We start from the raw sequence: 21,845 nt of genomic DNA, 5'->3' as shown, positions 1-21,845 counted from the left end.
TATGATACGGACTTTGATTTACTCGGCCTACCCTTAAGCCGAACATCACATACTCAAGGACCCCATGAGCAAGCCAGAAACTCCCGCTACTCCAGCGAACTTTCTACGTCAGATCGTCCAGGCTGATCTGGATGCCGGCAAGCATTCGAAAATTGTGACACGCTTTCCGCCAGAGCCTAACGGTTATCTTCACATTGGCCATGCTAAGTCAATCTGTTTGAATTTTGGTTTGGCTCAGGAGTTCGGTGGCGAGTGCAATCTGCGCTTTGACGACACGAACCCTGCCAAGGAAGACCAGGAATATATCGATGCCATCAAAAGTGATGTGGAGTGGCTGGGGTTCAAATGGGCGGGCGAGGAGCGTTACGCGTCTAACTACTTTGATCAGTTGTACGAGTGGGCTGTTCATCTGATCAAGTCCGGCAAGGCTTATGTCGACGATCTAAGTCCGGAGCAGGCAAGAGAGTATCGCGGTACCCTGACCGAGCCGGGCAAGAACAGTCCATATCGCGACCGCTCGATTGAGGAAAACCTCGATCTTTTCGCCCGTATGAAGGCTGGCGAGTTTCCGGACGGTGCAAAGGTGCTGCGTGCCAAGATCGACATGGCCTCGCCGAATATGAACATGCGTGATCCGATTCTCTATCGGATTCGCCATGCGCATCATCACCAGACCGGCGATAAATGGTGCATCTATCCTAGCTATGACTTCACGCATGGCCAGTCGGATGCGCTCGAAGGCATCACGCACTCCATTTGCACTCTTGAGTTTGAAGACCATCGTCCGCTGTACGAGTGGTTCCTGGCTAACCTGCCGGTTCCAACTCAGCCGCGTCAGTACGAATTCGCCCGGCTTAATCTGAACTATACGGTTACCAGCAAGCGTAAGCTCAAGCAACTGGTAGACGAAAAGCATGTCAGTGGTTGGGATGACCCGCGCATGTCCACGCTGTCTGGCTATCGCCGCCGCGGTTATACGTCGGCTTCTATCCGAAACTTCTGCGAGATGGTTGGTGTAGGACGTTCGAATGGCGTGGTTGATATCGCCATGTTGGAGTTCAGTATTCGTGAGGACCTGGATCGTAATGCGCCGCGCGCGATGTGTGTACTCCGCCCACTGAAGGTTGTGATTACCAATTATCCTGAAGGACAAGTCGAGCAGTTGGAGCTGCCCCGTCATCCTAAGGAGGACATGGGGGTCCGCATTCTACCCTTCGCACGTGAACTCTATATCGATCGTGATGATTTCATGATTGACCCGCCTAAGGGCTACAAGCGTTTGGAGCCGGGTGGTGAAGTGCGTTTGAGAGGCAGTTATGTTATTCGTGCCGATGAAGCAATTACTGACGATAACGGCAATATTGTGGAGCTACGGTGCTCCTACGATCCGGATACTCTCGGCAAAAACCCCGAAGGGCGTAAGGTTAAAGGCGTTATTCATTGGGTGCCAGCAGAAGGCAGCGTTGAGTGCGAAGTGCGCCTATATGATCGTTTGTTCCGCTCGCCCCAACCCGAAAAGGCTGAAGAGGGGGGGAGCTTCCTGGATAACATCAATCCTGACTCCTTGCAGGTCTTAATCGGTTGCCGAGCCGAGCCGTCACTGGCACACGCTCAGGCAGAGAATCGTTTCCAATTTGAACGCGAAGGCTACTTTACGGTTGATTCGAAGGATTCCAAACCGGGTGCCCTGGTGTTCAATCGTACCGTTACCCTGCGCGATTCCTGGGGGCAATAATGCCACTTGCGATCTACAACACGCTGACAAAGACCAAGGACATCTTCAAGCCGCTTGAGGGTAACAAGGTCCGGATGTATGTCTGTGGCATGACGGTTTATGACTTCTGTCATATCGGTCATGCCCGGGTTATGGTGGCTTTCGATGTCGTGGCCCGCTGGTTGCGTCATTCAGGATATGACCTGACTTACGTGCGGAACATTACGGATATCGATGACAAGATCATCCGGCGTGCTCAGGAAAATGGCGAGACGTTCAAGGCGCTGACAGCTCGTATGATCGCTGCCATGCATGAAGATGAGTTGCGTCTGAATGTTCAGCGTCCCGATGCTGAGCCATGCGCAACTGACCACATTCCGGGTATGTTCTCAATGATCAGTACGCTGATTGATAAGGGATATGCCTACGCGCCTGGAAACGGAGATGTCTACTACCGTGTTGGTCGGTTTGTGGGCTATGGAAAGCTCTCTCGCAAGAAGGTCGAAGACTTGCGTATTGGGGCTCGTATAGAGGTTGATGAGGCCAAGGAAGATCCCCTGGATTTCGTGCTCTGGAAGGCAGCCAAGCCTGGTGAGCCCAGTTGGGAATCGCCATGGGGCGGTGGGCGTCCGGGATGGCATATTGAGTGTTCAGTCATGTCCACCTGCTGCTTGGGCGATACCTTCGATATTCATGGCGGGGGGCCGGATCTAGTCTTCCCTCATCATGAAAACGAAATTGCTCAGAGCGAAGCGGCTACGGGTAAGCCTTATGCCGCAGCCTGGATGCATGCCGGTGCGGTGCGAGTGGATGGTGAAAAGATGTCCAAGTCACTTGGTAACTTTTTCACTATTCGTGAGGTGTTGGAGAAGTATCACCCGGAAGTAGTGCGCTATTTGCTGGTTTCCAGTCACTATCGAAGCCCTATCAACTATTCTGAGGATAGCTTGCGTGAGGCAAGGGGGGCGCTGGAGCGCTTCTACCATGCATTGCGAGCTCTGCCTCCCGTAGTGGCTCCGGTGGGAGGGGATGACTTCGTTAAGCGCTTTGCTGCTGCGATGGACGATGATTTCAATACGCCTGAAGCCTGTGCCGTACTTTTCGATATGGTACGGGAAGTCAATCGCTTGAAAGAAAGCGACATCCAAAAAGCGGCCGCTTTAGCGGCACGTCTGAAAGAGCTGGCTGGACTTTTGGGTGTATTGCAGCTCGAGGCAGATGACTTCTTGCAGGGTGGTGCTGCTGGTAAGGTTGATGCTGCTGAGATTGAGCGCCTTATTCAAGAGCGGCTCGATGCGCGAGCAGCCAGGAACTGGGCGGAGTCGGATCGTATCCGTGATTTGTTAACGGATATGGGGATTGTGCTCGAGGACTCCAAGGGTGGAACCACTTGGAGGCGAGCTAACAACTGATGTAATCAGTAAAATAAAAGGCCGCATGACGCGGCCTTTTTTGCTGTTAGTTCATCAGAAGGCGTGAAGTTGCTCGGCCGCATAGAGTGTATTTTCTAGAAGGCACGCACGCGTCATGGGGCCTACGCCGCCTGGTACGGGGGTGATCCAGCTGGCTCGCTCACAAGCAGATTCGTACTCTACATCGCCAACGAGTTTGCCGTCAGACTGTCGATTAATGCCGACATCAATCACAATCGCGCCTTGTTTGATCCATTCTCCTTTTACTAAGCCGGGCTTGCCTGCTGCAACTACAACAAGATCGGCCTGGCTTAGGTGGGCGGCTAGGTCTCGAGTAAATCGGTGCGTAATCGTTACGGTGCAACCAGCCAGAAGCAGCTCAAGTGCCATAGGGCGGCCTACGATGTTCGAGGCGCCTACTACTACCGCATTCATTCCATAAAGATTTGCTCCGGTTGACTCCAGGAGGCGCATGATGCCTTTAGGGGTGCAAGGGCGAAGCAGGGGGATGCGCTGGGCCAATCGTCCTACGTTGAAGGGGTGGAATCCATCTACGTCTTTGTCCGGGCTGATGCGCTCCAGTAATAGGGATGCATCCAGATGAGCAGGTAGGGGGAGTTGTAGCAGAATACCGTCAATGGTTGTATCGGCATTCAAGGAGTCAATTAATGACTCGAGTTCAGCTTGGCCCGTGCTGCTGGGAAGATCATAGGCTTTGGAAACGAAGCCTACTTCTTCACAATCCTTGCGTTTGTGTGTGACATAAACCTTGGAGGCGGGATCGTCTCCGACCAGAACGACGGCGAGGCCAGGAGCGCGCAGCCCTTGCTGACGTCTTTCAGTGACGCGTTGGGCAATGTCGTGGCGAAGACGGGCGGCGATCGCCTTGCCGTCGATCAGTTGAGCAGTCATATCGAAATGGGTCTTGCTGATAAAGGAGGCGTTTATTTTCGCATGTACATCACTGATGCAGAAGACCAAGAGATGGCTAGTGAACATATCTCTTTAATTTTTTTGAAAAAATTGTTGACGAGTGGTCTGCGCATTCGTAATATACGCCCCGCTTGTCGAGCACAGCCAAATGCAAGATGAGAAGGCAATGCGAACCGGTTCAGCTAGATTTAGCTGCTCTGTAAGCAACGGTTGCTGCCAATGAAGCGCCCGTAGCTCAGCTGGATAGAGCATCCGCCTTCTAAGCGGATGGTCGCAGGTTCGAGTCCTGCCGGGCGCGCCAGTTGGCGTTCGGCGCAAGCAATGCAATATGGTGGGCGTAGCTCAGTTGGTAGAGCACAGGATTGTGGCTCCTGGTGTCGTGGGTTCGATTCCCATCGTCCACCCCATATTGAAACGTTAGGTAGAATGCCTGGCGTTTACTTTGAAGTGTTACGCGGATGTGGTGGAATTGGTAGACACACTGGATTTAGGTTCCAGCGCCGCAAGGTGTGAGAGTTCGAGTCTCTCCGTCCGCACCAATGAAGAAAACCGACAGATTGCTGTCGGTTTTTTTTTGTCTATGAAAATGCCCTGGCGCTCAGGGGTAGGGGTTTCGTCACGGGCTGTGATGAATATTTAGGCAAAGAAGCCAATAGATCTGTCATTCAGGATGACTTCCTTGACCTCTACCACTAGAATGCTTGCCCTGTTTATGGGGGCCGGAACGGTCGGCCTATGTCTGTGCCATGAGGAATGTCCATGCAAGTTTCTGTTGAAAGCACCTCCGCTCTTGAGCGCCGAATGACTGTAGGCGTGCCGGCCGAGCGTATCGAGACCGAAGTCAACAAGCGTCTGCAGCAAACGGCTCGTCGCGTCAAGGTGCCTGGTTTTCGTCCTGGTAAAGTGCCGATGAGTGTTATTCGCCAGCGCTACGAAGCCTCTGCTCGGCAGGAAGCATTTGGTGACCTCATTCAGGAAACCTTCTACGAGGCCATCGTTCAGGAGAAATTAAATCCTGCTGGTGCTCCTTCGGTTGAGCCCAGGGCCTATGAAAAAGGTCAGGACCTGGAGTATGTCGCTACGTTCGAAGTGTTCCCAGAATTTCAGGTGGCGGGCCTGGAAGATATCCAGGTAGAGCGGCTACAGTCTGAAGTGGCTGATAGTGACGTTGATAACATGTTGGAAATTTTGCGTAAGCAGAATACCCGCTACGAGGCCACTGATCGCGAAGCGGTCAACGATGATCAAGTCACCATTGACTTTGTAGGTAAAATCGATGGCGAGGCCTTCCAGGGCGGCTCTGCGACAGGTACTCAGCTTGTTCTGGGATCTGGTCGTATGATTCCAGGTTTCGAAGACGGGCTGGTAGGCGCTAAAGCTGGTGAAGAGCGCGTACTGAACCTAACCTTCCCTGATGACTATCAGAATCTGGATCTGGCTGGCAAGACGGCAGAATTTACTGTTACTGTGCAAAAAGTTGCAGGTCCACAACTGCCTGAGATGAACGAAGAGTTCTTCTCCCTGTTCGGCATCAAGGAAACTACACTTGAAGGTTTCCGTGCCGAGGTTCGCAAGAATATGGATCGCGAGTTACGTCAAGCCATCAAGAACAAGGTGAAGAACCAGGTTATGGATGGTTTGATTACGGCCAATCCAATTGAAGTGCCTGCCGCCCTGATCAATAGTGAAGTGGATCGCTTGCGTGTGCAGGCTGTCCAGCAGTTTGGTGGTAATATCAAGCCTGATCAACTACCGGCTGAGCTCTTTACTGAGCAGGCCAAGCGTCGGGTTGTGCTGGGGCTGATTATTGCGGAGATGGTCAAGCAATATGAGCTCAAGCCTGACGATGCTCGGGTTCGTGAGCTGATCGAGGAAATGGCCTCTGCTTACCAGGAGCCTGAGCAGGTAGTGGCGTGGTACTACCAGAATGAGCAGCAATTGAACGAAGTGCGCTCGGTTGTACTCGAAGAACAAGTCGTAGATACTGTTCTTGAAAAGGCTAAAGTGACCGATAAGCAGGTTTCCTACGAGGATGCGGTCAAGCCGGCCGAAGCCCCGCAAGCAGCCTGATCTTTACCTGTCTCGAGTCACATAAGCCAGCCCTCGTGCTGGCTTATGTGTTCTAAGGCAACCATCCTGATATAGGGAGTGATCGCAGGACATGTCCCGCAATTCGTTTATGCACACAATGCCTGACATCCAAGCCGCTGGTGGTCTGGTACCTATGGTGGTGGAGCAGTCCGCTCGTGGTGAGCGTGCTTATGATATTTACTCGCGCCTGCTGAAAGAGCGTGTGATCTTCCTGGTTGGTCAGGTCGAAGACTACATGGCTAATCTGGTCGTTGCGCAGTTGCTTTTTCTCGAGGCTGAGAATCCTGATAAAGATATCCACCTCTATATCAATTCTCCAGGTGGGTCGGTGACGGCTGGAATGTCTATTTACGACACCATGCAGTTTATTAAACCGGACGTTTCTACCATTTGTATTGGCCAAGCCTGCAGTATGGGTGCTTTACTTTTGGCAGGCGGTACGTCTGGTAAGCGTTATTGTCTTCCGCATTCGCGCATGATGATTCACCAGCCTCTGGGTGGTTTCCAGGGGCAGGCATCAGATATTGAAATCCATGCGCGTGAAATTTTAACTATCCGTGAGCGTCTTAACAAAGTGCTTGCTTATCACACTGGCCAGCCTATGGATGTGATTGCGCGCGATACGGATCGTGATAATTTCATGAGCGGCGAAGAAGCTGTTAAATATGGCTTGATTGATAAGGTGCTCGAGAAGCGTAACCTGCCTGCGTAAGCTAACAGGGCCGCCTCCTAGACGAGCGTGATAGGAGGCGGACTTGAAAATACGCCTATTTGGCTTCATCTTGTTCCTGTAAGTAACCCGATTGGATTGATCGAATGACAGATACTCGCAACGGCGACGATAACGGCAAACTGTTGTATTGCTCTTTCTGTGGCAAGAGTCAGCATGAAGTGCGCAAATTGATTGCCGGTCCCTCAGTCTTTATTTGCGATGAATGTGTCGACCTGTGCAATGACATCATCCGTGAGGAAGTACAGGAAGCTCAGGCCGAAAACAATGCGCATAAACTCCCTGCACCGAAGGAAATCAGTGCGATTCTTGATCAGTACGTTATCGGGCAGGAGCGTGCCAAGAAAGTACTGGCCGTAGCGGTTTACAACCACTATAAGCGGTTGAACCAACGTGAAAAGAAAGACGACGTCGAGCTAGGCAAGAGCAATATTCTGTTGATCGGCCCAACCGGCTCTGGTAAGACTTTGCTGGCTGAGACCTTGGCGCGTCTCTTGAACGTACCTTTTACGATTGCAGATGCTACTACGTTAACCGAAGCGGGTTATGTGGGTGAGGATGTAGAAAACATCATCCAGAAGCTTTTGCAGAAGTGCGATTATGATGTAGAAAAAGCCCAGATGGGTATCGTCTACATTGACGAAATCGATAAGATTTCTCGTAAGTCAGACAATCCTTCGATTACGCGCGATGTATCAGGTGAAGGTGTACAGCAGGCGCTGCTGAAACTAATCGAAGGAACTGTTGCGTCCGTGCCGCCTCAGGGTGGGCGTAAGCATCCGCAGCAAGAGTTTCTGCAGGTTGATACACGTAATATCCTGTTCATCTGCGGCGGTGCTTTTGCGGGTTTGGAAAAGGTTATCCAGAGTCGATCTACCAAGGCTGGAGGAATTGGCTTTAACGCCGAGGTGCGTAGTCAGGAACTTGGGAAGAAGATTGGTGAATCTTTACGAGAGGCCGAGCCTGAAGATTTGGTTAAGTTTGGCCTGATTCCTGAGTTTGTAGGGCGTCTTCCAGTAATTGCCACTTTGGATGAGTTGGATGAAGCTGCGCTTATGCAAATTCTTACCGAGCCCAAGAACGCTCTTACCAAGCAGTACGGTAAATTGTTCGAGATGGAAGATGTAGATCTCGAGTTCCGTCCTGACGCTTTAAAGGCTGTTGCGCGCAAGGCACTTGAGCGTAAGACGGGCGCGCGTGGTTTGCGCTCGATTCTGGAGGGTGTGCTGCTCGAAACAATGTATGAGATTCCTTCCGCAAAAGATGTGAGCAAGGTTGTCATTGATGAAAGTGTTATCGAGGGGGCTTCTCAACCTCTTCTAATCTATGAAAACAGCGAGCCGGTCAAAGCTGCACCGGATGCGTGAGTAAAAGGGGCCCAGTGGGCCCCTTCGCATTAATGAGCCTTGTTTTCTACTCGTATTGACCGCATGTTAGAAGCGATAAGTCATCTAGTTGCTTCGTGCTGCCAACCGAATACCAAGAGCTGAAACCATGAATAAAGTTATTGAATTACCTCTTTTACCACTGCGTGATGTAGTGGTTTATCCGCACATGGTGATTCCGCTCTTCGTGGGGCGGGAAAAGTCCGTCGAAGCGCTGGAAGCCGCTATGGCCAGCGACAAACAGATTCTTCTAGTGGCTCAAAAAAACCCTACCGATGACGATCCAGACGCCGAGGCGTTGTATCGCATGGGAACCGTGGCGACTGTCCTGCAGTTGTTGAAGTTGCCTGATGGCACCGTTAAGGTCTTGGTTGAGGGTGAGCAGCGGGGCAAAATCCAGCAGTTCGTAGAAGCCAAGGGTTATGCGCGGGCTGAAGTGCAACTGATTGAGGATTCAGAGGCTGCCGATCGTGAGTCCGAAGTTTTCGTGCGCAGTCTCATGAGTCAGTTCGAGCAATATGTACAGTTGGGCAAGAAGGTTCCGGCCGAGGTACTGTCATCGCTTAATGGAATTGATGATCCTAGTCGGCTTGTCGATACGATGGCTGCTCATATGGCCCTCAAGCTTGAGCAAAAGCAGGAAATTCTTGAGGTTGTGGATTTACCCGAACGGGTAGAGCACGTCCTAGCCTTGCTGGATGCTGAAATTGATCTGTTACAGGTTGAAAAGCGTATCCGTGGGCGCGTTAAGAAACAAATGGAACGCAGTCAACGCGAGTACTATTTGAATGAGCAAATGAAAGCCATTCAAAAGGAGCTGGGTGACATTGATGAGGGTCACAGTGAGATTGATGAGCTGAAGAAGCGTATCGATAATGCTGGCCTTACCAAAGAGGCTCTGGCCAAGGCAAATGCAGAGCTTAACAAGCTAAAGCAAATGTCACCGATGTCCGCTGAAGCGACAGTTGTGCGTTCTTATATCGACTGGCTGGTTAACGTCCCATGGCAGGCTGAAAGTAAGGTTCGTCTGGATCTTGCCAAGGCTGAAGATGTTCTTGATGAAGATCATTACGGGTTGGAAGAGGTCAAGGAGCGCATTCTCGAATATCTTGCCGTTCAGAAACGCGTTAAAAAGGTCAGAGGACCTGTGCTGTGTCTGGTCGGCCCTCCAGGGGTGGGTAAGACTTCTTTGGCGGAGTCAATTGCTCGCTCTACCGGTCGGAAGTTCGTGCGAATGGCCCTGGGTGGAGTACGTGACGAGGCTGAGATCCGGGGGCATCGCAGGACTTACATTGGTTCCATGCCGGGTCGCTTGATTCAAAAAATGACCAAGGTAGGCGTTCGTAACCCATTGTTCCTGTTGGATGAGATCGACAAGATGGGTAGTGATATGCGGGGCGATCCTGCATCGGCTCTGCTGGAAGTATTGGATCCAGAACAAAACCATAACTTCAATGATCACTATCTTGAAGTAGATTACGATCTTTCGGATGTAATGTTTCTCTGTACAGCTAACTCCATGAATATTCCGGCGCCTCTGCTAGACCGCATGGAAGTTATTCGTTTGCCTGGATATACAGAGGATGAAAAGGTCAATATTGCGACTAAATATCTCATTCCAAAGCAGGTCAAGGCGAATGGTTTGAAAAAGGCCGAGGTTTCGTTCGATGAATCGGCAGTAAGAGATATTATCCGGTATTACACGCGTGAAGCTGGTGTTCGTAGCCTTGAGCGTCAAGTGGCAAAGGTATGCCGCAAAATCGTTAAGGAGCATACAAAGGGAAAAAGTCAGCAAGCCGTTGTGACCAATGAATCATTGGAACATTACCTTGGGGTAAGAAAGTTCCGTTATGGCCTGGCCGAGCAGCAGGATCAAATTGGGCAGGTGACAGGACTGGCTTGGACGCAGGTCGGCGGTGAGCTTTTGACTATTGAGGCAGCTGTAGTGCCCGGTAAGGGCCATTTGATTAAAACAGGCTCCTTGGGTGACGTGATGGCTGAATCCATCACAGCGGCTCTTACAGTGGTTCGTAGTCGTAGTAGAAGTCTTGGCATCAATGTGGACTTTCATGAAAAACATGATATTCACATCCATGTGCCTGAAGGGGCTACTCCAAAGGATGGCCCGAGTGCTGGTATTGGCATGTGTACGGCTTTAGTGTCTGCCGTTACGAAAATTCCGGTGCGTGCAGATGTGGCCATGACAGGGGAAATTACTCTGCGTGGACAAGTACTGGCTATTGGGGGGTTGAAAGAAAAACTACTGGCAGCCCACCGGGGTGGGATCAGGACGGTAGTCATACCAGAGGAAAATGTACGCGATCTGCGCGATATTCCGGATAATATTAAGGCTGATTTGGTAATTAAGCCTGTCAAGTGGATTGACGAGGTCCTGCAGGTTGCGCTGCAATATGCCCCGGAGCCCTTACCTGATGCGGCTCCTGAAATAGTCACGAATGAAGAGAAGCGCGAGCAAGATTCAAAAGAGAGGATCAGCACGCACTAGCCTGAGCTTCCTTGACACTTTTTTCGAGCCCTTGATATAAAGCGGCTCGTCAAAGTGGCAGGCATGACTCACAGCACCCATTTTTGCCTACACACGTAACACTATTCTTATCAGAAATGAACAAGGGGACTTAGAGTGAACAAGTCGGAACTGATCGATGCCGTTGCTGCATCTGCTGACATCCCGAAAGCTGTAGCTGGTCGCGCTTTGGACGCAGTGATCGAATCTATCACTGATGCACTGAAGAACGGCGATTCGGTTGTGCTGGTGGGCTTCGGCACTTTTGCGGTAAAAGAGCGTGCAGCACGCACTGGCCGCAATCCGCAGACTGGCAAGCCAATCGAAATCGATGCTGCCAAGATCCCCGGTTTCAAGCCCGGTAAAGCGCTCAAGGATGCTGTGAACTGAGTGCTTTGGGGGGTTTGGTTTCGATAGGCGATATCTATTGAATTTCTAGCACGTGATACCGAACGGTTCATTCAGCACGAAAGTCTCACCAAAGCCCCATCTAATCAGAAGGCGCATCTTGTGATGCGCCTTTTCTCTATCCGCAATTCACCCATGCTGCCTAGCCGTTAGGCCTGCCGCAGCCGTTTTGGGGGGCGCATGCTGCAATCTATCAGGGAACGTTCACAAGGCTGGATAGCCAAGCTCATTATCGGCTTTATCATATTGCTGATGGCATTGACTGGTTTCGAGGCGATCATTCGTGCCAGCAGTCATCAAGGAGCTGTTGCCTTGGTCAATGGCGAAGAGATACGCCAGACCGATTTGCAACAAGCTGTTGAAATGCAGCGCCGCTCGTTAGCTCAGCGACTAGGCGCCGACTTTGATCCTGCATTATTGGATGAACAACGACTTCGTGAAGCCGCACTGAAGGGCTTAATCGAGCGTGAGTTGCTCCTGCAGGATGCTAAGCAGAATAAATTTGCCTTTTCTGATGCAGCCTTGGATCAGCTAATTCTACAAACGCCTGAGTTTCAGGTAGACGGCAAGTTCGACGCACAACGCTTTGACCAAGTGATCACTCAAATGGGTTATTCGCGTTTGCAGTTTCGTAACATGCTCAAGCAAGAAATGCTGATCAGTCAATTAAGAGCAGGGGTTGCAGGGACTGGCTTTGTAACCGATGCCGAGCTTAATGCGTTTGCAGCGTTGGAGCGGCAGACACGCGATTTTGCTACGCATACGGTAAAGTCAGGTACCGTCAAGGTGACTGTGTCGGATGAAGAGTTGCAAGGCTATTACGATGAACATCGTACTGAATACCTGTCACCTGAGCAGGTAGTGATCAATTACGTTGAGCTCAAGAAAGACGAGTTTCTAGCCAAAGCTCAAGTCAAGCCCGAGGATGTCCAGGCGCTGTACCAGTCAGAGACGTCAAATCTGTCTGAGCAGCGTGAAGCGGCTCATATCCTGATTGAGGTGAACAGCAAGGTATCTGATGAGCAGGCTAAGGCCAAAATTGAAGAGATCAAAGCGCGCCTGGAAAAGGGTGAAGATTTCGCTGCTTTGGCCAAGGAGTTTTCCCAAGATCCTGGCTCGGCCAGCAAAGGGGGTGACTTGGGCTACGCAGGACGTGGCGTATACGACCCAGCCTTTGAAGAAGCTTTGTATTCATTGAATAAAGGGCAGGTCTCAGAGCCGGTCAAGACAAGCTTTGGCTGGCATCTGATTAAACTCTTGGGTGTACAGGCTGCCGATGTACCTAGCTTAGAGAGTATGAGGCCTCGTCTTGAGGCAGAATTGAAAGCACGTGAAGCCGACCGGCTGTTTGTAGAGGCTACACGCAATCTGGAAAGTTCAGCCTTTGAAGCCTCTGACTTGACTCAGCCGGCTCAAGAGTTTGGCCTCAAAGTTCAGACCAGCAAGGCATTTGGTCGTGAGGGTGGTGAGGGGCTAACTGCTAATCGTCAAGTCATTCAGGCGGCATTCAGTCCAGAAGTATTGGAAGATGGTGCCAACAGTACGGCGATTCAGGTAGATCCAGAAACGGTAGTGATTCTCCGCGTCAAGGAGCATCTCAAGCCTACCCAGCAAACCCTGGAGCAGGTCAAGGATACAATTCGTGATGCGTTGATAGAACAAAAGACCGCTGAAGCTACTCGTCAGAAGGGCGAAGCACTACTGGCGGACCTGAGGGCTGGTAAGACAGCTGCTGTCAAAGAGTGGAATGTTGTCGAAGCGGCTACTCGCAATCAGGAAGGTGTGTCGCCTCTGGTGTTACAACAGGTTTTCCGCATGACCAAGCCTGAAGCTAATGACAAACCTAGTTATGCCGGTATCAACTTGCCAGATGGAAGCTACACCGTTATTCGGCTGACTGGTGTCAGTGTGCCTAAAGAAGCCTTTACAGACGAGGAAAGGGCCATGTATCGCCGTTTCCTAGCCTCGCGTAGCGGCCAAGAGGATTTTGCGGCTTATCGTAGAGCACTTCAAGCCAATGCGGAGATCAAGAACCTCTGATGAGGTAATTGTTGAAACCGTATGGGGTACTAGATGCCAGTCAGTTAATTTTGACTGGCATCTTTGTTTAAGGATTTTGTATCTGGCGCTATGAGGCCTGGAAACTCACGCTTGACTTGGTGGCTGTAAGGGGCACTGAGTGTAATGCCGGGCTGGCAAGGCAGACACGGCAGACTTTTTACTGGACGGTTTCCTGCTCGCTGAAGAGATCGTCAAAGAGCATGGTTGAAAGATAACGCTCACCAGAGTCTGGCAAGATTACTACAATGGTTTTGCCAGCCATGGAAGGCTCACGAGCGATCCTGACGGCGGCAGCCATAGCTGCACCGCAGGAAATGCCACATAAGATGCCTTCTTCTCGCATTAGTCGCTGGGCCATGGTTTTAGACTCTTCGTCACTTACTTGCTCTACGCGATCTACCATAGAGAGATCCAGATTCTTAGGCACAAAGCCAGCACCGATGCCTTGGATCTTATGAGGGCTCGGTTTTACGTCTTCTCCAGCCAGGGTTTGGGTAATAACCGGAGAATTTTCCGGTTCTACAGCAACCGATAGGATCGGCTTACCCTTGGTGTTTTTGATGAAGCGAGAAATGCCTGTAAGCGTACCGCCAGTACCTACGCCAGCAACCAGGACGTCGACGGCGCCGTCTGTGTCATTCCAGATTTCAGGGCCAGTGGTTTTTTCATGAATGGCCGGATTGGCTGGGTTCTCGAATTGTTGAGGCATAAAATAGAGGGAAGGATCGCTTTCGGCGATTTCCTTGGCTTTCTCGATGGCGCCTTTCATACCTTTAGCTGGCTCGGTCAGTACGAGTTCGGCTCCTAGGGCTTTCAAGACCTTGCGTCGCTCCAGGCTCATGGAAGCAGGCATGCTCAGGATCAGTTTGTAACCTCGTGCGGCCGCGACGTAGGCCAGTCCAATTCCTGTATTTCCAGAAGTCGGCTCAATAAGCGTCATGCCGGGTTTGAGTTTTCCTGTGGCTTCCGCATCCCAGATCAGGTTGGCACCGATCCGGCATTTCACCGAGTAACCCGGATTCCGTCCTTCGATCTTGGCCAGAATAGTAACCCCCTTGGGGCCAAGGCGGTTGATGTAAACCAGAGGCGTATTACCGATGGATTGTGCATTGTCAGCGAAAATGCGGCTCATAGAGAGCTCCCTGCTTGGGTCGATGATGCTTCAGCCTAAGTCTCTAAGGACGAGGCGTCTAGTCCAAGGAAACTGACAGGGCAGTAGTCTGTCCACCCAAAAGGTTCCTAGAAGGGTATCAATTAATGAAACCACGTTACCGAAGACCGCTCCTGGTCGTTCTTACCTTGGTCGTATTGTTACTGATTTTGCAGATTGCCCTACCGTACGTAGTCCTGCATTACCTAAACGGTAAGCTGGCGGACATGGGCGAGTACCGTGGACATATCGAGGATGTTGATCTCGCCTGGTGGCGCGGAGCCTACCGAATCGATGGGCTCAAGATCGAAAAAGTGACTAGTAACATTCCTGTTCCATTTCTGGACATTCCCAGTACAGACATCGCCGTGAGCTGGCGTTCGCTATGGCAGGATCATGCCATCGTAGGGCGGATCGTTTTTGAGCAACCAGAGCTGAACTTCGTTGATGGGGGTGAAGATCCCAAACAGTCGCAAACCGGCGAAGGAACTGATTGGCGGGCGCAATTGGAAAAAATCATTACCATTACCTTGAATGAAGTGCGGATTGAAGAGGGAAAAATCAGCTTTCGGAATTTCAACTCATCACCACCCGTTAATCTTCAGGCAACCCAGGTCAACGCCAGTCTGTACAACCTAACCAATGCGGCTGATGCCCAAGGGCGCCGGGTGGCGCACTTTGAGGGTAAGGCCAATGTTCTAGACGGTTCGCCATTGGAGACTTCCGCTGAGTTTGATCCGTTTAGTGATTTCAGTAACTTCAATTTTAAATTGCGGATAACGCAGATCAGCCTGCCCAAGCTCAATGATTTCTCCAAAGCCTATGGAAAATTCGATTTCAAGGCGGGCAGTGGTGATTTAGTGGTTGAGGCAAAAGCGAACCAGGGGCAACTGAGCGGTTATATCAAGCCCCTATTCAAGAACGTAGATATTTTCGACTGGCGCCAAGATGTAGAAGCAGAGGACAAAGGCTTTTTCCGCAGTTTGTGGGAGGCCATTGCAGGAGGAGGGCAAACGGTACTCAAAAATCAGCGTAAGGATCAGTTCGCTACCCGTGTTGAGTTAAACGGTAATGTCAAGGATCAGGATATAAGTCCATTACAGACTTTTTTTTCTATCTTGCGTAATGCATTTATCCAGGCGTTTAGCGCACGCTATGACGAGCAGGGGTGAGCTACGAGTGCATGGAGCCGCTTGTGATCGAAACAGTGTTGAGGAGCACTCATGAAATTCGAAGGCACGGCCACGTATGTGGCAACCGCAGATTTGCAGTTAGCCGTCAATGCGGCTGTTATTTTGCAGCGTCCTTTGTTGGTGAAGGGAGAGCCAGGCACCGGTAAGACGCTTTTGGCTGAGGAGCTGGCGCAGGCCTTTGGGGCTCGCTTGATCACTTGGCATATCAAATCCACCACCAAGGCGCAGCAAGGCCTGTATGAATATGATGCAGTCAGCCGATTGCGGGATTCGCAGTTAGGTATGGAGAAGGTCCATGATGTGGCCAATTACATCCGCAAAGGCAAGCTATGGGAGGCGTTTGAAGCAGAAGAGCGTGTAGTCTTGTTGATTGATGAAATCGACAAGGCCGACATTGAGTTTCCTAACGATCTGCTACAGGAGTTAGATCGTATGGAGTTTCATGTTTACGAAACCGGTGAAACGATACGTGCGCGGCATCGGCCTATTATCTTGATTACTTCTAACAACGAGAAGGAATTGCCTGATGCCTTTCTTCGTCGTTGTTTCTTCCATTACATAGCATTTCCTGATCAAGAGACGCTGAAGCGTATAGTCGATGTGCATTTTCCTGGAATCAGCCAAAGTCTAGTCAATGAGGCTCTAGAGATATTTTTTGATATTCGAAAGGTACCAAGCCTAAAGAAGAAGCCTTCTACCTCCGAATTGGTGGACTGGCTCAAACTGCTCATGGCCGACGAAATTGGCGAGGCTGTATTACGTGAGCGTGACCCGCGTAAGGCTATACCGCCATTAGCTGGGGCTTTGGTTAAAAGCGAGCAGGATGTACAGCTGTTGGAGCGTCTGGCTTTCATGACGCGCCGTGGACGCCATTAACTCTTTAGCTCTTAGTAGAAAGTTTGGCCTCAGGATAATTATTTGGCGGTGCCGTACGTTACGAATCAGATGCGTTGTTGGAGCGGATGACTACGTATTGTCGTGCCGCATTTGCTACCCCTCTATAGTGCTAATCGGGGGCTTCAGCTTTACTCAGGGGAAGAAGTGGGAGCATACCTTTTCAAAGGCGCTGCGGCTTAATCTCCAGTTTTGAAAGGATCCTTGGTTAAGTGATGAGGGCGCTCGATTCCAATACTGGACTTCCTGGTTTGAATATTCATACGGATGCAGGCGTGAGCTGGTATCAATCTTGAAATGCGAAAGCTGGTGAGTGTCTAAGGCTTATAGTGCTTTTGGCATCAAAAGTGATGTCGCCTACTAACAGGAGCATTCCGTGCTGCTGAATCTATTTCATGAGCTTCGTGCGGCTCAGGTACCAGTTTCGTTACGCGAGTTACTCGATCTGCATGAGGCCTTGCGCCAGCATCTGGCCTTTGCAGATATGGAGGCCTTTTATTTTCTGGCGCGAGCCATCCTGGTTAAAGATGAACGCCATTTCGATAAGTTTGATCGTGCTTTTGCGGCTTATTTTGAAGGACTACAAGCGCTTGGGGCGCCATTAGATGCATTGATTCCTGAGGAATGGCTACATCGTGAGTTCCAGCGCTTTTTGACGGAAGAAGAGCGAGCGGGCCTACAAGCGCTGGGTGGACTGGGAGCTTTGCTCGAGATGTTTAAAAAGCGGCTAGCCGAGCAGACTGATAAGCATGCCGGGGGTAACAAGTGGATCGGAACAGGCGGTACCAGTCCATTCGGTTCTGGGGGCTATAACCCCGAAGGCATTCGTGTCGGCGAGGCTGGAGAGCGGCAAGGCAAGGCCGTCAAGGTTTGGGAGCAACGCGACTATCGAAACCTTGATGATCAGGTGGGGCTAGGGCGACGTAACATCAATGTGGCCTTACGACGTTTGCGAAAGTTTGCACGTGAGGGTGCTGCCGACGAGTTTGATATTGAGAGTACGATTGACCATACGGCGCGAAATGCAGGATTACTTAATATTCGCATGCGGCCGGAGCGGCATAATGCTGTCAAGTTGCTGCTGCTGTTCGATATTGGCGGCTCTATGGATATGCATATTCAGATCTGCGATGAACTATTTTCTGCCTGCAAGACCGAGTTCAAGCACCTCGAACATTTCTACTTTCATAACTTTATTTATGAATCTGTCTGGAAAGATAATCAGCGGCGCATAAGCGAGCGAACGGCCACACACGATATCCTGCATCGTTATGGTGATGACTACAAAGTGATTTTCGTCGGAGACGCCTCAATGGCACCCTATGAGATCATGCAGCCTGGCGGCAGTGTTGAATATTGGAATGAGGAGCCTGGAATCTTGTGGATGAAACGCTTCAAGCAGGCCTTCCGCAAGGTCATTTGGCTGAATCCTTACCCTCGAAACGCTTGGGACTATACGGCGTCTATTCAGTTGGTCCGGGAGCTGGTCGATGAGCATATGTATCCGCTGACCTTGGAAGGATTGGAGGAAGGAATGCGTTATCTAGCCAAGGGGTAGCAAGAGAGGGCCGAACATTTCGTCTGTTCTAAACTTTTCTGCCAGGGCGTTAATCGGTTCAGTGCGGCCAGGATTGGAGCTTTCGCTGGGTATACCAGGCATTCTGGAAATTCGTATAACCTGAATGTGGTCGAGGTACGTGGCTGGTATCTCAGTACGCCCTTACGATTCGGCTGTGTAACTTGATGGCTGATTGAAAATGCCCAAGCGAAAGATCGAAGGGTAAAATAAGCGCCATATCCACTGCGAAATTACTTATGCCTCGCCAACGCTGTAGCCAATGCTTGCGTCCGCAGAACTATTGCCTGTGCAATCTGATACCCCGGTTGCAGAGCATTACACGAGTCCTGATTCTGCAGCATCCCGACGAAACTCGGCATGCCTTGAATACAGCACGCCTAGCGGCCCTAGGGCTGGTGAACAGCGAGTTGTTGATAGGTGAGAATTTTGATGGGCTTGAGCAGTACTGGCGAGATTATTCGCCCTGGTTGCTCTTTCCGGGGGAGCAGGCGCTTGAGTTGGAAGCGGCGGCGCAGCGGCCGGAGTCGCTACCCCGGTTATTGATAGTGCCAGATGGTACTTGGCGCAAGGCTCGCAAGCTTCTTCATTGCAATCCTATATTGGCCGCATTGCCACGACTTTCTCTGCCACAAGGGCTGACGTCACGCTACCGGTTGCGCAAGGCACCTGAAGCTGGTGCCTTGGCTACGCTGGAGGCTATAGTCCATACGTTAAATGGATTAGAAGCACCGAATCGGTTCGATACGCTGCTTCTGCCGTTTGAGGCGTTGATCGACGGACAGATAGAAGCGATGGGGCAGGCAACCTTCAGGCGTAACCATGAAATACAGCCGTAACGGCTGTTATACAGCTGGCACTCGCTGCGGCAGGATGAGGAGTGGTAGGGTTTTGGCAGATAGCGCTTGTAAGCCGTGGTAGGCCAGTTACCTGAAAATCTGAATTTCCTGTACTGGCTGGGTTCTATTGTTATACCCGGTAAACATCCGGTATGACCGGTCGACGAAGGAAACAAGCGATGACCTTGAATATCCAGTTAGTACGACAAGTGGAGGAAGATGGAAGCATTCTGGCCTTCACTCCTATCCAGGCCGGCGGTGACCAGCCCATCGAGCCCGGTGTTCCCACCGAGCCAGTAACACCGCCTTCCCAGCCCATCGAGCCAGGTGAGCCTACGGTTCCTGACCCTATTCCGCCTACGCCAATCGCTGATGCCAGAAGTGGGATGTCCATCTGACGACGCCAGATAAACGGAGCTATAAGGCTCCGTTTTTTATCAATCAAAAATCAGGCCGGCACGGCTATCAGACTTATAATTCTGTTGTCCTGCAGAACATGCCAGGCCTCCAGTTCACAGCCAGCCGACCATTGTGTTGAGAGTGAGGTACGCAAGCGAAGCCTGGCCACGCCGTCTGGCGTCCAGTGGATTATTTCAGCATCCTGAAAGTAGAACCGTACTCCAGTAAGCGGATAAAGCGCCTTGAACAAACTTTCCTTGAGCGAAAAGGCAAGTGTCACCCAATAAGGATCGCTGGCCTCGTGTTGTAAGGTTTTTTCACTAGGCGTGAGGATTTCATCCGTCAGGCGCAGTGAACGCTCGGAGGATAATAGGATTTCGGTATCCATTCCTATACTTTGCCAATGCTTGGTTCGTGCTGCGAGGGCAGCTGCCCAGCCTGCGCTATGAGTAATGGAGCCACAGGTTCCTCTCGGCCAGCGCGGTGCCCGGTCTTCTCCTATTTCAGGTACATGAGGTTCCCCAGTGAGGGCGTGCAGTGCAGTTCGTGCGCATAACCGTCCAGCCAGAAATTCGCTGCGTCGCTTGGGAACAGCGCGTTGAAGTGTAGGGGGAGGTTCAATGCCTGAATTCATAAAGTCACTGTCAACGAGACGCGTTGGATCAAAGCCAACCGAATACAGAGCCACGTCCGAGAGCCGAACTGGAAAAGGCCATGAAGCATCAAGAGGTGTGCAATACGCAGGTATGAATGTCATGTCGCTATTGTCTTTAGTTTGCTAGGGACCAGTCAGGATGGTTCAGGCTGTCGTAGTGGAATCTACAACAATGACGCGTCACTCGAGTTAACTCAGGTTCTTAAACATTAAGTTTTTGATGTCAGCAATGCAGGGCGGATATCCACCTGACTGAAAGGGGGATATCCGCCATTCGAGGCGGCTATCCGCCTAAAAACCAAGTAATAGAAGAACGTTTCTGCATTAACTTATTGATAGCTAAAGAGTTTATAGATTTTTTAAAAAATGGCACGCCGGTTGCTTTGTCATGGGTAAGAGCGAGTTGATACTCGATCCACAAAAAGCTCTCCGGATAAGAGAGTGAACGTATTTGCTTGGCGTCTCGCAAGGATGTGAGCGTAAGCACCATGGACTCGATACCCATGACAGCTACTACTCAAACGACTTTAGTAAGCTCTGCCGTTAAACCGCCATTGTATAAGACCCTCTATTTTCAGGTTCTTGTCGCTATCGCTATTGGTATTCTGGTTGGCCATTTCTATCCTGATACCGGAGCCGCGCTTAAGCCGCTGGGCGATAGCTTCGTCAAGCTGATCAAGATGGTCATTGCACCGATTATCTTTTGTACGGTTGTAACCGGTATCGCTGGCATGCAAAGCATGAAGGCCGTAGGAAAAACCGGCGGCTATGCCTTGCTGTACTTCGAGATCGTATCGACTATTGCCCTGGTTATCGGTCTGGTGGTCGTGAACCTGGCGCAGCCGGGAGTCGGCATGCATGTCGATCCGACCAGTTTGGATACCAAGGGTATCGCTGCCTATGCCGCTGCAGGTGAGAAGCAGAGCACCGTCGAGTTCCTGATGAATGTTATTCCGGGAACCGTAGTAGGCGCCTTTGCCAATGGTGAAATCCTTCAGGTTCTGTTCTTCTCTGTGCTGTTCGGTTACGCCCTGCATCGGCTAGGTGATCGCGGGCGCCCGGTGTTCGAGTTCATCGATCGTATTTCGCACATCTTCTTTACTATTATCAATGTAATCATGAAGGTGGCGCCTATCGGTGCGTTCGGTGCCATGGCATTTACTATCGGTAAGTACGGTGTGGGCTCACTGGTCCAGCTTGGTCAGCTAATGCTGTGCTTCTACATCACATGCGCACTGTTCGTTTTGATCGTGCTGGGTGCTATTGCCCGTGCGCATGGCTTCAGCATCGTCCGGTTCATCAACTATATCCGTGAAGAGTTGTTGATTGTTCTGGGTACGTCTTCTTCTGAGTCCGCTCTGCCACGCATGCTGGCCAAGATGGAGAAGCTAGGCTGTCAAAAGTCGGTTGTTGGCCTCGTTATCCCAACCGGTTATTCCTTCAACCTGGACGGAACTTCCATCTATTTGACGATGGCGGCAGTCTTTATCGCCCAGGCCACGGATACGCCTATGGATATCACGCACCAGATCACATTACTGCTGGTATTGCTGATCGCTTCGAAAGGTGCTGCAGGCGTAACGGGTAGTGGCTTCATTGTTCTGGCGGCCACGTTGTCTGCTGTAGGGCATCTGCCTGTAGCTGGCCTGGCGTTAATCCTGGGTATTGACCGCTTCATGTCTGAGGCGCGTGCCTTGACCAACCTGATTGGTAACGGTGTGGCCTCGATCGTTGTGGCCAAATGGTGCAAGCAGCTCGACGAAGATACCTTGCGCCGTGAGTTGGCGAATGGCCCGACTAAGATTGAGGAAGAGGAGGCCCAGAAAGTCGCCTGATTTTCCTGCTCTATGGATGATCTATAAAGCCCGCCTTTTGGCGGGC

17 protein-coding genes and 3 tRNA genes are annotated in these 21,845 nt (G+C 51.1%); 17 read left to right on the top strand and 3 right to left on the bottom strand.

The genetic code is table 11. The features are described from left to right. Nucleotides 1-64 precede the first annotated feature (64 nt). On the top strand, nucleotides 65-1,735 hold the full coding sequence (locus IQ22_RS11720; RefSeq protein ID WP_145141953.1) for a glutamine--tRNA ligase/YqeY domain fusion protein: 1,671 nt from the start codon (nucleotides 65-67) through the stop codon (nucleotides 1,733-1,735). Next, the gene (gene cysS / locus IQ22_RS11715) at nucleotides 1,735-3,126 is read left to right on the top strand and encodes a cysteine--tRNA ligase (RefSeq protein ID WP_145141951.1); all 1,392 of its coding nucleotides are present in this window, start codon (nucleotides 1,735-1,737) and stop codon (nucleotides 3,124-3,126) included. The genes IQ22_RS11720 and cysS overlap by 1 nt, the downstream gene beginning before the upstream one ends. 54 nt (nucleotides 3,127-3,180) lie before the next feature. On the opposite strand, the gene folD is transcribed toward cysS, so the two are convergent. Then, on the bottom strand, nucleotides 3,181-4,038 hold the full coding sequence (gene folD, locus IQ22_RS11710; RefSeq protein ID WP_145142228.1) for a bifunctional methylenetetrahydrofolate dehydrogenase/methenyltetrahydrofolate cyclohydrolase FolD: 858 nt from the start codon (nucleotides 4,036-4,038) through the stop codon (nucleotides 3,181-3,183). A gap of 245 nt (nucleotides 4,039-4,283) precedes the next feature. Here folD and IQ22_RS11705 point away from each other — a divergent pair. From IQ22_RS11705 to IQ22_RS11665, 9 genes are all read left to right on the top strand, one after another. Then, nucleotides 4,284-4,360 (top strand) — tRNA-Arg (locus tag IQ22_RS11705). A gap of 30 nt (nucleotides 4,361-4,390) precedes the next feature. After that, a tRNA-His gene (locus tag IQ22_RS11700) sits at nucleotides 4,391-4,466 on the top strand. Nucleotides 4,467-4,513: 47 nt separating this feature from the next. Continuing rightward, nucleotides 4,514-4,598: transfer RNA gene (locus IQ22_RS11695), tRNA-Leu, on the top strand. A 220-nt stretch (nucleotides 4,599-4,818) separates the two neighbouring features. Then, nucleotides 4,819-6,129, top strand: a complete 1,311-nt coding sequence (gene tig, locus IQ22_RS11690; RefSeq protein WP_145141949.1) for a trigger factor — start codon at nucleotides 4,819-4,821, stop codon at nucleotides 6,127-6,129. Nucleotides 6,130-6,220: 91 nt separating this feature from the next. Then, a complete protein-coding gene (gene clpP / locus IQ22_RS11685) occupies nucleotides 6,221-6,862 on the top strand; it encodes an ATP-dependent Clp endopeptidase proteolytic subunit ClpP (protein ID WP_145141947.1) in 642 nt (213 codons plus the stop codon). Nucleotides 6,863-6,966: 104 nt separating this feature from the next. Beyond that, on the top strand, nucleotides 6,967-8,247 hold the full coding sequence (gene clpX / locus IQ22_RS11680) for an ATP-dependent Clp protease ATP-binding subunit ClpX (protein WP_145141945.1): 1,281 nt from the start codon (nucleotides 6,967-6,969) through the stop codon (nucleotides 8,245-8,247). Nucleotides 8,248-8,374: 127 nt separating this feature from the next. Further along, nucleotides 8,375-10,771 (top strand): endopeptidase La, encoded by a 2,397-nt coding sequence (gene lon, locus IQ22_RS11675; protein ID WP_145141943.1) that lies wholly within the window; start codon nucleotides 8,375-8,377, stop codon nucleotides 10,769-10,771. A 135-nt stretch (nucleotides 10,772-10,906) separates the two neighbouring features. After that, nucleotides 10,907-11,179: an HU family DNA-binding protein gene (locus IQ22_RS11670; RefSeq protein ID WP_145141941.1), complete on the top strand. Its 273-nt coding sequence runs from the start codon at nucleotides 10,907-10,909 to the stop codon at nucleotides 11,177-11,179. A gap of 198 nt (nucleotides 11,180-11,377) precedes the next feature. Then, nucleotides 11,378-13,237 (top strand): SurA N-terminal domain-containing protein, encoded by a 1,860-nt coding sequence (locus tag IQ22_RS11665; RefSeq protein WP_145141939.1) that lies wholly within the window; start codon nucleotides 11,378-11,380, stop codon nucleotides 13,235-13,237. Between the two features lie 178 nt (nucleotides 13,238-13,415). Here the strand turns inward: IQ22_RS11665 and cysK are convergent, their stop codons facing one another. Beyond that, entirely contained in the window at nucleotides 13,416-14,390 is a 975-nt protein-coding gene (gene cysK, locus IQ22_RS11660; RefSeq protein ID WP_145141937.1) for a cysteine synthase A, read from the bottom strand. Nucleotides 14,391-14,515: 125 nt separating this feature from the next. On the opposite strand from cysK, the gene IQ22_RS11655 reads away from it, so the two are divergent. From IQ22_RS11655 to IQ22_RS11635, 5 genes are all read left to right on the top strand, one after another. Then, nucleotides 14,516-15,580 (top strand): AsmA family protein, encoded by a 1,065-nt coding sequence (locus IQ22_RS11655; protein ID WP_145141935.1) that lies wholly within the window; start codon nucleotides 14,516-14,518, stop codon nucleotides 15,578-15,580. A 51-nt stretch (nucleotides 15,581-15,631) separates the two neighbouring features. Next, a complete protein-coding gene (locus tag IQ22_RS11650) occupies nucleotides 15,632-16,477 on the top strand; it encodes an AAA family ATPase (protein WP_145141933.1) in 846 nt (281 codons plus the stop codon). A gap of 394 nt (nucleotides 16,478-16,871) precedes the next feature. Then, nucleotides 16,872-18,053: a vWA domain-containing protein gene (locus IQ22_RS11645; protein ID WP_145141930.1), complete on the top strand. Its 1,182-nt coding sequence runs from the start codon at nucleotides 16,872-16,874 to the stop codon at nucleotides 18,051-18,053. A 257-nt stretch (nucleotides 18,054-18,310) separates the two neighbouring features. Continuing rightward, nucleotides 18,311-18,910 carry a tRNA-uridine aminocarboxypropyltransferase gene (locus IQ22_RS11640; protein ID WP_145141928.1) on the top strand — a complete coding sequence of 200 codons (600 nt, stop codon included), beginning with the start codon at nucleotides 18,311-18,313 and terminating at the stop codon, nucleotides 18,908-18,910. Nucleotides 18,911-19,089: 179 nt separating this feature from the next. After that, nucleotides 19,090-19,308 carry a hypothetical protein gene (locus tag IQ22_RS11635; RefSeq protein ID WP_145141926.1) on the top strand — a complete coding sequence of 73 codons (219 nt, stop codon included), beginning with the start codon at nucleotides 19,090-19,092 and terminating at the stop codon, nucleotides 19,306-19,308. 50 nt (nucleotides 19,309-19,358) lie between these two features. Here IQ22_RS11635 and IQ22_RS11630 read toward each other — a convergent pair whose 3' ends face one another. Beyond that, a complete protein-coding gene (locus tag IQ22_RS11630; RefSeq protein WP_145141924.1) occupies nucleotides 19,359-20,066 on the bottom strand; it encodes a 4'-phosphopantetheinyl transferase family protein in 708 nt (235 codons plus the stop codon). Nucleotides 20,067-20,467: 401 nt separating this feature from the next. Here IQ22_RS11630 and IQ22_RS11625 point away from each other — a divergent pair, with 401 nt between their 5' ends. Continuing rightward, on the top strand, nucleotides 20,468-21,799 hold the full coding sequence (locus tag IQ22_RS11625; RefSeq protein WP_145141922.1) for a dicarboxylate/amino acid:cation symporter: 1,332 nt from the start codon (nucleotides 20,468-20,470) through the stop codon (nucleotides 21,797-21,799). Nucleotides 21,800-21,845 lie beyond the last annotated feature (46 nt).

Source organism: Pseudomonas duriflava, from assembly GCF_007830155.1.
Classification (GTDB): Bacteria; Pseudomonadota; Gammaproteobacteria; order Pseudomonadales; family Pseudomonadaceae; genus Chryseomonas; species Chryseomonas duriflava.
Note: the sequence above shows the minus strand (reverse complement) of the source record. Positions and strands in the feature narration are given on the sequence as shown.

Bases quoted from the DNA above. Each gene is read 5' to 3' on its own strand.
- IQ22_RS11720 (WP_145141953.1), top strand. From the start codon at position 65: ATGAGCAAGCCAGAAACTCCCGCTACTCCAGCGAACTTTCTACGTCAG.
- cysS (WP_145141951.1), top strand. From the start codon at position 1,735: ATGCCACTTGCGATCTACAACACGCTGACAAAGACCAAGGACATCTTC.
- folD (WP_145142228.1), bottom strand. From the start codon at position 4,038: ATGACTGCTCAACTGATCGACGGCAAGGCGATCGCCGCCCGTCTTCGC.
- tig (WP_145141949.1), top strand. From the start codon at position 4,819: ATGCAAGTTTCTGTTGAAAGCACCTCCGCTCTTGAGCGCCGAATGACT.
- clpP (WP_145141947.1), top strand. From the start codon at position 6,221: ATGTCCCGCAATTCGTTTATGCACACAATGCCTGACATCCAAGCCGCT.
- clpX (WP_145141945.1), top strand. From the start codon at position 6,967: ATGACAGATACTCGCAACGGCGACGATAACGGCAAACTGTTGTATTGC.
- lon (WP_145141943.1), top strand. From the start codon at position 8,375: ATGAATAAAGTTATTGAATTACCTCTTTTACCACTGCGTGATGTAGTG.
- IQ22_RS11665 (WP_145141939.1), top strand. From the start codon at position 11,378: ATGCTGCAATCTATCAGGGAACGTTCACAAGGCTGGATAGCCAAGCTC.
- cysK (WP_145141937.1), bottom strand. From the start codon at position 14,390: ATGAGCCGCATTTTCGCTGACAATGCACAATCCATCGGTAATACGCCT.
- IQ22_RS11655 (WP_145141935.1), top strand. From the start codon at position 14,516: ATGAAACCACGTTACCGAAGACCGCTCCTGGTCGTTCTTACCTTGGTC.
- IQ22_RS11650 (WP_145141933.1), top strand. From the start codon at position 15,632: ATGAAATTCGAAGGCACGGCCACGTATGTGGCAACCGCAGATTTGCAG.
- IQ22_RS11640 (WP_145141928.1), top strand. From the start codon at position 18,311: ATGCCTCGCCAACGCTGTAGCCAATGCTTGCGTCCGCAGAACTATTGC.
- IQ22_RS11635 (WP_145141926.1), top strand. From the start codon at position 19,090: ATGACCTTGAATATCCAGTTAGTACGACAAGTGGAGGAAGATGGAAGC.
- IQ22_RS11630 (WP_145141924.1), bottom strand. From the start codon at position 20,066: ATGACATTCATACCTGCGTATTGCACACCTCTTGATGCTTCATGGCCT.
- IQ22_RS11625 (WP_145141922.1), top strand. From the start codon at position 20,468: ATGACAGCTACTACTCAAACGACTTTAGTAAGCTCTGCCGTTAAACCG.